Annotated in this window: 12 protein-coding genes and 1 riboswitch; of the genes, 11 read left to right on the top strand and 1 reads right to left on the bottom strand. The window is 71.5% G+C overall.

Going from position 1 to position 12,472, the window contains the following annotated elements; all coding sequences use genetic code 11:
• The first annotated feature begins 95 nt into the window (after positions 1-95).
• The 3 genes from AB0O36_RS02445 to AB0O36_RS02455 are packed head-to-tail and all read left to right on the top strand — an operon-like array spanning position 96 to position 3,159.
• Positions 96-737 carry a 1-hydroxy-2-methyl-2-butenyl 4-diphosphate reductase gene (locus tag AB0O36_RS02445; RefSeq protein ID WP_365103269.1) on the top strand — a complete coding sequence of 214 codons (642 nt, stop codon included), beginning with the start codon at positions 96-98 and terminating at the stop codon, positions 735-737.
• A gap of 5 nt (positions 738-742) precedes the next feature.
• Positions 743-1,771, top strand: coding sequence for an adenosyl-hopene transferase HpnH (gene hpnH / locus AB0O36_RS02450; RefSeq protein WP_365102909.1), 1,029 nt, complete (start codon positions 743-745; stop codon positions 1,769-1,771).
• On the top strand, positions 1,768-3,159 hold the full coding sequence (locus tag AB0O36_RS02455; protein ID WP_365102912.1) for an aspartate aminotransferase family protein: 1,392 nt from the start codon (positions 1,768-1,770) through the stop codon (positions 3,157-3,159). The genes hpnH and AB0O36_RS02455 overlap by 4 nt, the downstream gene beginning before the upstream one ends.
• Positions 3,160-3,244: 85 nt before the next feature.
• On the opposite strand, the gene AB0O36_RS02460 is transcribed toward AB0O36_RS02455, so the two are convergent.
• The gene (locus tag AB0O36_RS02460; RefSeq protein WP_365102914.1) at positions 3,245-4,051 is read right to left on the bottom strand and encodes a tyrosine-protein phosphatase; all 807 of its coding nucleotides are present in this window, start codon (positions 4,049-4,051) and stop codon (positions 3,245-3,247) included.
• Positions 4,052-4,303: 252 nt separating this feature from the next.
• Positions 4,304-4,467, top strand: a riboswitch (cyclic di-AMP (ydaO/yuaA leader).
• A gap of 4 nt (positions 4,468-4,471) precedes the next feature.
• Between AB0O36_RS02460 and AB0O36_RS02465 the strand changes: the two genes are divergently transcribed.
• The 8 genes from AB0O36_RS02465 to AB0O36_RS02500 all read left to right on the top strand — a co-directional run bounded on the left by AB0O36_RS02465 (position 4,472) and on the right by AB0O36_RS02500 (position 12,439).
• Positions 4,472-5,452 (top strand): LysM peptidoglycan-binding domain-containing M23 family metallopeptidase, encoded by a 981-nt coding sequence (locus AB0O36_RS02465; protein WP_365102917.1) that lies wholly within the window; start codon positions 4,472-4,474, stop codon positions 5,450-5,452.
• Positions 5,453-5,628: 176 nt separating this feature from the next.
• On the top strand, positions 5,629-6,423 hold the full coding sequence (locus AB0O36_RS02470; RefSeq protein WP_365102920.1) for an SGNH/GDSL hydrolase family protein: 795 nt from the start codon (positions 5,629-5,631) through the stop codon (positions 6,421-6,423).
• A gap of 162 nt (positions 6,424-6,585) precedes the next feature.
• A complete protein-coding gene (locus AB0O36_RS02475) occupies positions 6,586-7,788 on the top strand; it encodes an MBL fold metallo-hydrolase (RefSeq protein ID WP_365102923.1) in 1,203 nt (400 codons plus the stop codon).
• Between the two features lie 781 nt (positions 7,789-8,569).
• The gene (locus tag AB0O36_RS02480; RefSeq protein ID WP_365102926.1) at positions 8,570-9,742 is read left to right on the top strand and encodes an ATP-binding protein; all 1,173 of its coding nucleotides are present in this window, start codon (positions 8,570-8,572) and stop codon (positions 9,740-9,742) included.
• Positions 9,739-10,140: a roadblock/LC7 domain-containing protein gene (locus AB0O36_RS02485; protein WP_365102929.1), complete on the top strand. Its 402-nt coding sequence runs from the start codon at positions 9,739-9,741 to the stop codon at positions 10,138-10,140. Before AB0O36_RS02480 ends, AB0O36_RS02485 begins: the two co-directional genes overlap by 4 nt.
• Positions 10,137-10,514: a DUF742 domain-containing protein gene (locus AB0O36_RS02490; protein WP_365102931.1), complete on the top strand. Its 378-nt coding sequence runs from the start codon at positions 10,137-10,139 to the stop codon at positions 10,512-10,514. Before AB0O36_RS02485 ends, AB0O36_RS02490 begins: the two co-directional genes overlap by 4 nt.
• Positions 10,489-11,082: an ATP/GTP-binding protein gene (locus AB0O36_RS02495; RefSeq protein WP_365102934.1), complete on the top strand. Its 594-nt coding sequence runs from the start codon at positions 10,489-10,491 to the stop codon at positions 11,080-11,082. The genes AB0O36_RS02490 and AB0O36_RS02495 overlap by 26 nt, the downstream gene beginning before the upstream one ends.
• A 7-nt stretch (positions 11,083-11,089) precedes the next feature.
• Complete coding sequence (locus AB0O36_RS02500; RefSeq protein WP_365102936.1) at positions 11,090-12,439, top strand: cytochrome P450; 1,350 nt, start codon at positions 11,090-11,092, stop codon at positions 12,437-12,439.
• Positions 12,440-12,472 lie beyond the last annotated feature (33 nt).

Here is a 12,472-nt window from a genome sequence, read left to right on the forward strand (position 1 = left end):
CGGGTGAAGGCCCGACCGGCGACGGGCCGACCGGCGACGGCCCGACCGGCGACGGGCCGGCGGGCGACGGGCCCCCGGACCCGGCCGCCGCACCCCTGCTCGTCGCCTGCGCGCTCGGCATCGAGCGCCTGGCGCTGGGACGCGCCGACCGGGCCGGTGCCTCCGGTCCGGTGCGGGTCCTGCGCACCGGGATGGGGCCGCGTGCCGCCGAACAGGCCGTCACCCGGGCCCTGGCCGAGCCGGGCATGGCCGGGGCGTTCGTGGTCGCCACCGGTTTCTGCGCCGGGCTCGCCCCCGGAATGCACCCGGGCGACCTGGTGGTCGCCGAGGAGACCCGCGACCCGCGCGGCACCGTGCGCTGCGACGGCACGGCGCTGCTCGCCGACGCACTGGCCCGGGCGGTTCCGGGCCGGACCGTGCACACGGGGGTGCTCACCGGTTCCGACCACGTCGTACGCGGCCACGAACGCGCGGAGCTCCGGGCCACCGGCGCCGTCGCCGTGGACATGGAGTCCGCGGCCACCCTCTGGACGGCGGTGCACGGCCCGGCAGACCGGACGGCCGGCCCCGCCGGGAGGCAGGTCGTCGCGGCCGTCCGGGTGATCGTGGACGCCCCCGAGCACGAACTCGTCCGAATCGGCACGGTGCGCGGTGGAATATCGGCCTTCCGTGTTCTCCGTGCCGTACTGCCCGCTTTTTTCGACTGGCACCGTTCGTTGCTGCTCCCCAGGAGGTGAGCCAGATGGCCATGCCGCTGCGACAGTCCATCAGGGTCGGGACCTATCTCTTCGAACAGAAGCTCCGCAAGCGCGACAAGTTCCCTCTGATCGTCGAACTGGAGCCGCTCTACGCCTGCAACCTGAAGTGCGAGGGATGCGGCAAGATCCAGCACCCCGCCGGGGTGCTCAAGCAGCGCATGCCGGTCGCCCAGGCGGTCGGCGCAGTCCTGGAGTCCGGCGCGCCGATGGTGTCCATCGCCGGCGGCGAGCCGCTGATGCACCCGCAGATCCACGAGATCGTGCGCCAGTTGGTGGCCCGCCGGAAGTACGTCTTCCTGTGCACCAACGCCCTGCTGCTGCGCAAGAAGCTCGGGGACTTCACCCCCTCGCCCTATTTCGCCTTCGCCGTGCACATCGACGGCCTGCGCGAGCGGCACGACGAGTCGGTCGCCAAGGAGGGCGTCTTCGACGAGGCGGTGGCGGCCATCAAGGAGGCCAAGCGGCGCGGGTTCCGCGTCACCACCAACTCGACCTTCTTCAACACCGACACCCCCCAGACGGTCATCGAGGTCCTCAACTACCTCAATGACGACCTCCGGGTCGACGAAATGATGATCTCGCCCGCCTATGCCTACGAAAAGGCCCCCGACCAGGAACACTTCCTCGGTGTCGAACAGACCCGCGACCTGTTCCGCAAGGCATTCGCGGGCGGCAACCGGCGCCGCTGGCGCCTCAACCACTCCCCGCTGTTCCTGGACTTCCTGGAGGGCAAGGCCGATTTCCCGTGCACGGCCTGGGCCATCCCGAATTACTCCCTCTTCGGCTGGCAGCGCCCCTGCTATCTGATGAGCGACGGCTATGTGCCGACGTACCGGGAACTCGTCGAGGACACCGACTGGGAGGCGTACGGCCGCGGAAAGGACCCGCGCTGCGCGAATTGCATGGCGCACTGCGGGTACGAGCCGACCGCGGTCCTCGCCACCATGGGATCCCTGAAGGAATCCCTGCGCGCCGCCCGTGAGAGCGTCGCGGGGAACCGGGAGAAGCGGTGACCGGTGGGCCGGGGTTCGACCTCCGCGCCCTGCTGGCCGAACGGGGTGCGGAACGGTACGAACTGCACGACAGGCACCTGAACCACCAACTGCCCCGGATGCTCCGGACCATCGGCTTCGACAAGGTCTACGTACGGGCCGAGGGCGCCCACTTCTGGGACGAGGAGGGGAACGACTACCTGGACATGCTGGCCGGGTTCGGGGTGATGGGTCTGGGCCGGCACCACCCGGTGGTCCGGCGCGCCCTGCACGACGTACTCGACGCCCAGCTCGCCGACCTCACCCGCTTCGACTGCCAGCCGCTGCCCGGGCTGCTCGCCGAGAAGCTGCTCTCCCACAGCCCGCACCTGGAGCGGGTGTTCTTCGGGAACAGCGGGACGGAGGCGGTGGAGACGGCACTGAAGTTCGCCCGGTACGCCACCGGCCGGCCCAGGGTGCTCTACTGCGACCACGCCTTCCACGGGCTGACCGCCGGCTCGCTCTCGGTCAACGGGGAGAGCGGCTTCCGGGACGGTTTCGCCCCGCTGCTGCCCGACACGAGGATCACCCTGGGGGACCTGGCCGCGCTGGAGCGCGAGCTGCGCAAGGGCGACGTGGCGGCCTTCGTGGTGGAGCCGGTCCAGGGCAAGGGGGTGCACGCGGCACCGCCCGGCTTCCTGCTCGCGGCCCAGGAACTGCTGCACCGGCACAAGGCCCTGCTCATCGCGGACGAGGTGCAGACCGGGCTCGGACGTACCGGCGATTTCTACGCGTACCAGAACGAAAAGGGCGTGGAGCCGGATCTGGTGTGCGTGGCCAAGGCGCTCTCGGGTGGCTACGTGCCGGTCGGCGCCACCCTCGGCCGGGAGTGGATCTTCCGGAAGGTCTACTCGTCCATGGACCGGGTACTCGTCCACTCGGCCAGCTTCGGGTCCAACGCGCAGGCGATGGCGGCGGGCCTCGCGGTGCTCTCGGTCATGGAGGACGAGGGGATCGTGGAGCACGCCCGCAGGACGGGCGACCTGCTGCGCGGCCGGCTCGCCGCGATGGTGGACGAGTACGAGCTGCTGCACGAGGTCCGCGGGCGCGGCCTGATGATCGGCATCGAGTTCGGGCGTCCGTCCTCGCTCGGGCTGCGCAGCCGGTGGACGATGCTGCAGGCCGCCCGGAAGGGGCTGTTCGCCCAGATGGTGGTGGTTCCGCTGCTGCGGAAGCACCGGATCCTCACCCAGGTCTCCGGGGACCACCTGGAGGTCATCAAGCTCATTCCGCCGCTGATCGTGGACGAGCGGGACGTGGACCGGTTCGTCACGGCGTTCCGCGACGTCATGGACGAGGCGCACGGGGGCGGCGGGCTGATGTGGGAGTTCGGCCGGACGCTGGTGAAGCAGGCCGTCGCCAACCGGTGACGGCGGCCTGCTCCGGCGTGCCGGACGGTGCTGCCGGGCTGCGGCGCCGGACGGCGGTACCGTTCGGTGCTGCCGGGCGGGTGCGTCAGACGAGCAGCCGGGTCCGCAGGGTGTCGAGGGTCGAGGGCGTCAGCCCGAGGCCCTCGGCGAGGTAGCCGTCCACGCCGCCCCAGGTCCCGTCGATGGTGTCGAAGGCGGCCGTGAGGTACTCGGCGCGGGCGTCGAACAGCGGGGCGAGGAGCTCCGTCACCTCGGGCGGGCGGGTCTCCGGGGTGTCGCCGCTGCGCCGGATCCGGTAGCGGCGGTGCGGGGCGTTGGACTCCAGGTAGTCCGCCAGGATCGCCTCGCGCCCGACGCCCAGCGCGAGCAGGATCACGGCGATGGACACCCCCGCCCGGTCCTTCCCGGCCGCGCAGTGCAGCAGCGCCGACACGCTGTCCGAGGCCAGGGCGTGCACCACCCGGCTGTGCTCGGCGGTCCTGGCCAGGACCGACTGCCGGTACGAGCGGGCCATGCGTTCGGCGGCCCGGCCCTCGCCCAGCAGGGCGCGGAGCTGGGCGAGGTCGCCGTCGCGGACCATCTTCCAGAACTCCTTGCCGTCCGCCGGGTCGGAAAGGGGAATGTTGACGTTGCGGACACCCGGCAGTTCGACGTCGGGGCCCTCCAGCGCGCGGTCCGCTGCGTTGCGGAAGTCGAAGATCGTGTGGAGTTCGAGCGAGCCGAGAAACTCTGTATCGGTTTCGGTGGCATGCGCAAGATGTCCGCTTCGGAACAGAACTCCCGATCTGACCTTCCGTCCGTCGGAGGTCGACAGGCCGCCCACGTCACGGAAGTTACGCACTCCGGACAGTTCGGGCTCAGTGGACGAAGTGTCGGGTATCTGCTGGGTCACACGAACTCCTCCGCGTAGGTGGTGCCTCGTGAGCAGGATCATACGGTGACGTTGAGTGCCTGCCCGCGGAACTCCAATTCCCCACTCCGCAAGGGTGTTGTGACTCCCGAACGGACGCAGGGTGACCGGAATTCCGCTGATCAATTACCGCGGTGATTCATTGAGGGAATTCCTTGGCTTGTTCCGTGTGCCCGAACTGCATTACGGTCGGCCCCGATCCGGGTGGACCGCCTAATCCTGCCGCCGCCCGGTAATCCGCACCCGACCATTCACGCGTAAGGCAGGAGCGGGGGAACCAGGTTTGCCGCCGTTCCCGGATCTTCGATCCCGGACGGCTCGGGGTTAAGCCGTGATCCACGGCCGGACATCTCCAGTCCGAACCCGACAGCTCACCTCGCAGGCAACGGAGAGGAATGCGCCATGCCCGGAAAGGGTAAGCACCGCCGTCCCAAGTCCCGTCGGATATCGCGCGGTTTCGTCGCCGCCGGCACGGGCGGTGCGGCCCTCGCGCTCCCGCTGCTGGGTGCCGCGGCCGCGAACGCGGTCGAGCTCCCCGCCGCACGGACCACCGCGGAACTCCCCGCGCAGGCCCCGGCCGCGGCCGTCGCGGCGGTGCCGGCCTCGCTCCGGCAGGCGCCCTCCGTCTACACCGTCGAGCCCGGCGACTGCCTGTCGCAGATCGCCCAGGACCGGGACATCCCGGGCGGATGGCACCGGCTCTACGCAGACAACCGCGAGGCCGTCGGCTCCAACCCGTCGCTGATCCACCCCGGCCTGCGGCTCGCCCTGGGCGACGCCGGCGCCGGGCAGGCCGAGGCCCCGGCGGAGGCCCCGGCGGAAGCCCCTGCAGAGGAGGCCGCCCCCGAGCAGGACCTTTCCGAGGAGGCCGCCCCGGTCCCGCAGGCGGAAGCCCCGCAGGCGGCGTCCGCACAGGAGGCGTCCGGGCCGGCCCTGCAGGCCGCTCCCGCTCCGCAGGCCGCCGCCCCGGCGAGCGCCGCCGGCTTCGTGGCCCCGGTCATCGCCGGCATCAACACCCCCTACAAGGCGAGCGGCAGCATGTGGGCCAGCGGTACCCACACCGGTGTCGACTTCGGCGCGACCTTCGGCACCAGCGTCAAGGCGGTCGGCCCGGGCACCGTGGTCTCGGCCGGCTGGGCCGGCTCGTACGGCAACGAGGTCATCATCCGGCACGCCGACGGGCACTACTCGCAGTACGGCCACATGTCCCAGCTGTCCGTCTCGGCCGGCCAGACCGTCACCGCGGGCCAGGAGGTCGGCAAGGTCGGGTCCACCGGCAACTCCACCGGCCCGCACCTGCACTTCGAGATCCGCACCACGCCGAACTACGGCTCGGACATCGACCCGCTGGCCTACCTCCGCTCCAAGGGCGTCTCCGTCTGACGGAAGCCGCCGACGGCCGGAAGTCGCCGATGACCCGGGCCGGGATTCCGAGGGGGATTCCCGGCCCCGGTCACGCGCCGGAACGTATTCCACCGGTTCGGGTGGCAAAGATCACGGCCCGTCAACCCCTGGCTACGGTCGCGTAGGTCACAGGTGTCGGGGAAAAATAAGTCGGCGTGGCAGGCGACGATTCGACGAACTCGACATTTCAGACCATTGGCTCGTACGCGGCGCTCGGGGACAGCTTCACGGAGGGTGTGGGGGACCCCGGACCGGGGGACACCTTCGTCGGCTGGGCCGACCGGCTCGCCGTACTCCTGGCCGACCGACGCGACGAGCACGACTTCCGCTACGCCAACCTCGCCGTACGGGGGCGGCTGCTGGACCAGATCGTGGCGGAGCAGGTGCCGCGGGCCAAGGAGCTCGCGCCCGACCTGGTCAGCTTCTGTGCCGGCGGCAACGACATCATCCGGCCGGGCAGCGACCCGGACGACGTGGCCGAGCGGTTCGAGGCGGCCGTGGCCGACCTCACCTCCTCCGTCGGCCTGGTCATGATCACCACCGGTTTCGACACCCGCGAGATGCCCGTGCTCCGGCACCTGCGCGGCAAGGTGGCGACGTACACCGCGCACGTCCGCTCCATCGCGGACCGCTACGGCTGCCCGGTGCTCGACCTCTGGTCGCTGAAGTCCGTCCAGGACCGCCGCGCCTGGGACGAGGACCGGCTGCACCTTTCCCCCGAGGGCCACACCCGGGTCGCCCTGCGCGCCGCCCAGGTGCTCGGCCTGGAGGTCCCGGCCGACCCCGACCAGCCGTGGCCGCCCACGGCGCCGCGCGGCTCGGCGGAGGTCACCCGCGACAACATCCACTGGGCGCGCGAGCACCTGGTGCCCTGGATCGGGCGCCGGCTGCGCGGCGAATCCTCCGGGGACCACGTGGAACCCAAGCGGCCCGACCTGCTGCCCCTGTGACCTGGGGCACGGGGGCCGCCGGCGGAATCCTCCGGGGTGGGTGTGCGTTGGGAAGGGCAGAGTACGTACGTCGAACGCGCAGTGCGTACGTTGAACGTCGGGGACGTACGGAAGGAACGTACGGCCCGACCGCCCCACCTGCCCACCGTCCCAGGAGGCGCCTTGACCGGCTCCCGTCCCCCGCGTCCGCGGCTTCGTGACATGCGGCCCGAAGCCTTCGGCGCGGATCCGTCCGGCGCACGGCTGGAGCGGATCCGCCGCTCCCCGAACTTCGCCGACGGCGTCTTTCAGAACCCGGTCGGGGCCCGGACCCGGCCCTCCGGCTCCATGCTGGAATTCGCCAGGGTCTATTTCCAGAGGGAGAGCCGGATCCGGCGGGCTCCCCGTGAGAGCATCCCGGTCCACCCGACCACCCTGGCCGACCTGGCGAAGCCGCCGGCCACCGGCCTGCGGCTGACCTGGATGGGGCACTCCGGCGTGCTCGCCGAGATCGACGGCCGGCGGGTGCTGTTCGACCCGGTCTGGGGGGAGCGGTGCTCGCCCTTCCCCTTCGCCGGGCCGAAACGACTGCATCCGGTGCCGGTCCCGCTGGCCGCGCTGGGCCCGGTGGACGCCGTGGTGATCTCCCACGACCACTACGACCACCTGGACCTGCCGACGATCAAGGCTCTGGCCGGCACGGACACGGTCTTCGCCGCCCCGCTCGGGGTCGGCGCCCACCTGGAGCACTGGGGCGTGTCCGCCGACCGGATCCGCGAGCTCGACTGGAACGAGACCACCAAGATCGCCGGGCTGGCGCTCACCGCGACCCCGGCCCGCCACTTCTGCGGCCGCGGCCTGCGCAACCAGCAGCACACCCTGTGGGCCTCCTGGGTGGTCGCGGGCGACGAGCACCGCATCTACCACAGCGGGGACACCGGCTACTTCCCCGGCTTCGAGGACATCGGGGCCGAACACGGCCCGTTCGACGCCACCATGATCCAGATCGGCGCGTACAGCGAGTACTGGCCGGACATCCACATGACCCCGGAGGAAGGCGTCCGGGCCCACCTCGACCTCCAGGGCGGCACCCCGCACGGGGTCCTGCTGCCGATCCACTGGGGCACCTTCAACCTGGCCTTCCACCCCTGGGCGGAACCGGGCGAGTGGACCGCGGACGCGGCCGAGGCGGCCGGTCAGCGGGTCGCGCTCCCGCAGCCCGGCCGGCCCTTCGAGCCGGCCGGCGAGCTCCCGACGGACCGCTGGTGGCGCCCGGTGTCCCGGCAGATCGCCCGCCCCTGGCGGACCGCGACCGGGCAGGACGCCGAAGGCGCCGCGCCGAGCGGGCCCCGAGCCGGCGACCTGGACCTCGCGGGAGAGCGCTGACACGGGCCGCGCAGGCGGAGCCGGCGGCCGCTCGCCCGGGGGCCCGCGCCCGGGCGCTCGGCGCGCGGCCCCCGCGGGGCCGGTGACCACCGATCCGGCGGGGGGCCGGCCCGGCTTCCGCCGTCCCGGTACGACAGCCGGTCCCGCCCGTGGCGGGGCGGTGCGGTACGTCGTGACTCCGCCAACCGTGGCTGCGGAGGCCTCGCCCCCGCCGCGGCCCGGGAACTCCGCCACGGGGCCTTCGGCCGCCTCGCGGACCGTGGCGAGCCGGTGTCCCGGAGATGAACGCCCGAGGTGACCGGCGGTGCTTTGAGCGCAAGGCCGACGCCCATCCGGTGCCCGGGGCGATGCCCCGCACCGCAGGGGACCGCCACCGCTCCGCGCCGGGCTGCGGCCGCCCCCGGCCGGTGGGCCTGCCGCCTTTCCCCGGCGCACCCCCCGCCCCGGCCGTGGACCCGGGTCGCCGGACGGCCGGGCCCGGGGACGGCGCGAGGCACATCCGGTGTCCGTCCCGGCGAACGGCACGGACCGGCACCGGCGCGCACGTATCGGCCTGACGGCTGACCAAAGCCGTAGACGGCCTCAATCGGACACCTCGTCATGTCGTATGCGAACCCTGATATGAGAGGCTTTCAGGTGCTTTTCTGACTCTCCATCAAACAGCGAAATCCAGTCAATCTCCGTTGCCCGGCGGGATGTTGACGGTCGTTCGACTATCACGCTTAGTGATACGATCATCGCACTTGCGGTGCGGTGGATTCGGTCGTCTGAAGAGAGTCTTATGACGCAGTACATGCAGAACCCGGTGCTCTGGGCCCTCGTGGCCGCAGTTCTCGGCGCGGGTACCGTGATCGTCCGCCAGCGCAGGGGCGCGCGGTCGCTGCGCGCCGAAATCGACGAAATCAAAACGCATTACGCCGTGTTGGAAAACGGCTTCGCCGCGTCCGTCGAATCCGAGAAGGAACAGGCCCAGGACGCAACGAAATCGGTGCTGAAGTCCGCCATGCGGACACTCCAGGGCCTGGCCGCCGAGCAGCAGTCGGTCATCTCCAAACTCCAGGACAAGTACGGCGAGTCGGTAATCCTCCAGGACCTCCTGGAGATCGACCACACCAACTCCCAGTTCGGGCGGCGCGCCCAGTCCATCGCCGTGCTGTGCGACGGCTGGCTGGGCCGGCAGCGCGACGTCGCGTCCGTCTACGACGTGGTCCGCAGCGCGCAGGGCCGGATCCGCCACTACCGGCGGGTGGAGATCCTCTCCCAGGTCGACTTCGGCATCACCAGCCGGGCCGTCGAACCCCTGGCGCTGGCCCTGGCCGAGCTGCTGGACAACGCCACGAGCTACTCCAGCCCCAGCACCGTCGTCGAGATCAACATCCGTACGGTGCCCAAGGGCATCTGCATCGTCGTCGACGACGCAGGCGTCGGCATGAACGACGAGGAGCGGGCCAAGGCCGAGAAGCTCCTGTCGACCGAGCGGGTCACCGGGGTCTCCGGACTGGGCAGCCCCCCGCAGTTCGGCTTCGCGGTGATCGGCGTGCTCTGCGAGCGCTTCGGCTTCGAGGTGTCCGTGGACTCCAGCTCGCCGTACGGAGGCGTGCGCGCCGTCGTCCTGCTGCCCCACGACCTGCTCACCGCCATGCCGGAGAAGCCGGTCCCGGACGCCGTCGGTCCCGTGGCCGTCGCCCCGGCCGACCCCCGGGGGCCCGTACCCGCCGTGACCACCGCCACCACCATCGACGGACTGCCCAAGCGCACCCGCAAGCGGCCGATCGCCATCGTGCCCGGTAACGCGCCGGCCGCGCCCGCCGCCGCACGGTCCGGCCGGGACACCGCGGCGATCATGGGGGCGTTCCAGCGGGGGACGCTGTCCGGCCGCACCGCACTCCCGGACCCGGGGGACCGTGCGGGCGGCACACGTGATGCGAGCAACGAAGGACATGAGGTCTCGTGAACAACGATCTGTCATGGATGCTTGACAGCGCCCTGGAGATTCCCGGGGCGTTGCACGCGGTCCTGGTCTCCGCCGACGGACTGCTGATGGCCCGGACGAAGGACTTCGGCAAGGACAGCGCCGACACGGTGGCCGCGGCGATGAGCGGGGTCCAGTCGCTCAGCCGCACGCTCGGGTTCTTCATCGACGAGGGCCCGCTGCAATGGCGGCAGACACTGGTCGAGTTCGACGGCGGCTGGGTCTTCCTGATCTCCGCCGGCGAGGGCGCCTACCTCGGCGTCTCCGCCTCCCCGGACGTGGACATGCAGGACATCACCTTCCGGATGCAGCAGCTCGTCGGGCAGCTCGGCAAGGCCCTGATGTCACCGCCGCGCGAGAACGCGGGCGCCGGATCATGACCGGCTTCGACGAATTCGGGCCCGCCGCCGCGGATTTAGTGCGCCCGTACGTCATCACCAAGGGCCGGGGCCTGCCCGACGAGGCACAGCTCTCCCTGATCACCCTGGTCACCGCGACCGGGGACGAGCAGCAGCGGCCGACCCAGCTGTCGCCCGAGGAACAGAACCTGCTCGACCTGTGCACCGCGGGATTCCTCTCGGTGGCCGAGATCGCGGGGCACACCCGTCTGCCCATGGGCGTGGTGCGGATCCTGCTGTCCGCCCTCACCGAGCGCGGCTACCTGATCACCCGACCGCCCGTGCAGCGTGCCCCGCTCACGGACCGACACCTGCTCGAGGAGGTACTGGATGGGCTCCGCGCCAAGTTTGGATGAACGCGCGTACGTCCGCGGCGGGGCGACGCAGACCGCCGTGAAGATCCTCGTCGTCGGTCACTTCGCCGTGGGCAAGACCACCTTCATCGGTGCGATCTCGGAGATCCCTCCGCTGTCCACCGAGGAGACGATGACCCGCGCCGGCGAGTCCTTCGACGACCTCAAGGGCGTCCGCACCAAGACCACCACCACGGTGGCCATGGACTTCGGCCGGCTGACCCTCAGCGACCGCCTGGTGCTGTACCTCTTCGGCACCCCCGGCCAGCAGCGCTTCGTCCAGATGTGGGAGGACATGGCGCGCGGCGCGCTCGGCGCGCTGGTGCTGGTGGACCCCGAACGGCTGGCGGACTCCTTCGCGGTGATCGACCTGATCGAGCAGTACGGCCTGGACTACGCGATCGCCGTCAACCACTTCGACGGCTCGCAGGACCGGGAGGTGCGGGCGCTGCGCGAGGCGCTCGACCTGCTCGACGACACCCCCGTCGTCGCCTGCGACGCGCGCGACCAGGGGTCGTCCGCAGCGGCACTGATCACCCTCGTCCGCTACTTGCTGGACCGCGCTCACTAGGAAAGACATGGACACTCGACCCACCGCCCCCGTGCCCCCACCGGGCTGCCCCGCACACGAGTCCGGCGGCCGGGTACCGCTGCACGGACCGGGGTTCGCGGCCGACCCGCAGGCGTACTACGCCTACCTGCGCCACTACGGCCCCACCGCACCCGTGGAGCTCGCGCCGGGGGTGGAGGCCACCCTGGTCACCGACTACTCGGCCGCGCTCCACCTGCTCCAGGACTCCGGCACCTTCCGCAAGGACGCGCGACGCTGGCGGGACCTGAACGAGGGCCGGATCAGCCCGGACAACCCGGTCGTGCCTGTGCTGGCCTACCGGCCCAACTGCATGTTCAGCGACGGCGCCGAGCACCTGCGGCTGCGCCAGGCGGTCACCGACAGCATGGCGCGGGTGGACCAGCGCCGGCTGACCCGGATCACCGGGCGGGCCTCCGAATACCTCATCTCCCAGTTCGGTCCGCGGGGTTCGGCCGACCTGCTGGGCGACTACGCCAAGCAGCTGCCGCTGTTCGTGTTCAACGAGCTGTTCGGCTGCCCCGCCGACATCGGCGACCGCGTGCTGTTCGGCATCTCCGGCATGTTCGACGGCATCAACGCCGAGCGCGCGGTCGAGGTGCTGTTCGGGGCCGTAGGTGAACTGGTGGCGCTCAAGCGCGCACGGCCGGGCGACGACGTCGCCTCCTGGCTGATGCAGCACCAGGCCGCCCTCAACGACGAGGAGATGGTCCACCAGCTCGCGCTGCTGCTGGTGGCCGGCAACGAGCCGCTGCGCAACCTCATCGGCAACACCCTGCACCGGCTGCTGACCCACGACGCGTACGCCCACAAGGGCGGCCTGATCGACGAGGCCCTCGACGACACGCTGTGGGAGAACCCGCCGATGCAGAACCTGGCGCCCCACTACCCGGCCGCCGACACGGAGTTCGGCGGACAGGTGCTGCGTGCCGGGGAACTCGTGCTGGTCAGCTTCGCGGCCGCCAACACCGGGCCGGACCTCACGGCCGCCCGCGAGGCCGGCAGCAGCCGGGCCCACCTGGCCTGGAGCGCCGGCCCGCACGCCTGTCCGTCCAAGGAGCCCGCCCGGCAGATCAGCCTGACGGCGATCGAGAGCCTCTTCAACCGGCTCCCCGACGTCGAACTCGCCGTGCCCGAGGACAGCCTCATCTGGCGTCCCGGCCCCTTCAACCGGGGCCTGGCCACCCTGCCGGCCCGGTTCACCCCCCTCCGCAAGGGCCTCCACCCCGCCCCGCAGGGGAATCCCGGGAGCCCGGCGGCCGGCGGTCCGGCCGACCCGGCGGGCAAGCGCGAACGCGTCGGCAGGTGGAGCCAGTTCCTCAACTGGCTCACCGGCTGACGGGTCCCGCACGAGCCGGAAGCGGAACCGCCG

The sequence above is a fragment of the Streptomyces sp. NPDC089799 genome, assembly GCF_040684755.1.
Lineage (GTDB): Bacteria > Actinomycetota > Actinomycetes > Streptomycetales > Streptomycetaceae > Streptomyces.

What these genes read in the sequence shown, in the direction of transcription:
- hpnH (WP_365102909.1), top strand. Translation starts at nt 743, where the DNA reads ATGGCCATGCCGCTGCGACAGTCCATCAGGGTCGGGACCTATCTCTTC.
- AB0O36_RS02490 (WP_365102931.1), top strand. Translation starts at nt 10,137, where the DNA reads ATGACCGGCTTCGACGAATTCGGGCCCGCCGCCGCGGATTTAGTGCGC.
- AB0O36_RS02480 (WP_365102926.1), top strand. Translation starts at nt 8,570, where the DNA reads ATGACGCAGTACATGCAGAACCCGGTGCTCTGGGCCCTCGTGGCCGCA.
- AB0O36_RS02465 (WP_365102917.1), top strand. Translation starts at nt 4,472, where the DNA reads ATGCCCGGAAAGGGTAAGCACCGCCGTCCCAAGTCCCGTCGGATATCG.
- AB0O36_RS02500 (WP_365102936.1), top strand. Translation starts at nt 11,090, where the DNA reads ATGGACACTCGACCCACCGCCCCCGTGCCCCCACCGGGCTGCCCCGCA.
- AB0O36_RS02495 (WP_365102934.1), top strand. Translation starts at nt 10,489, where the DNA reads ATGGGCTCCGCGCCAAGTTTGGATGAACGCGCGTACGTCCGCGGCGGG.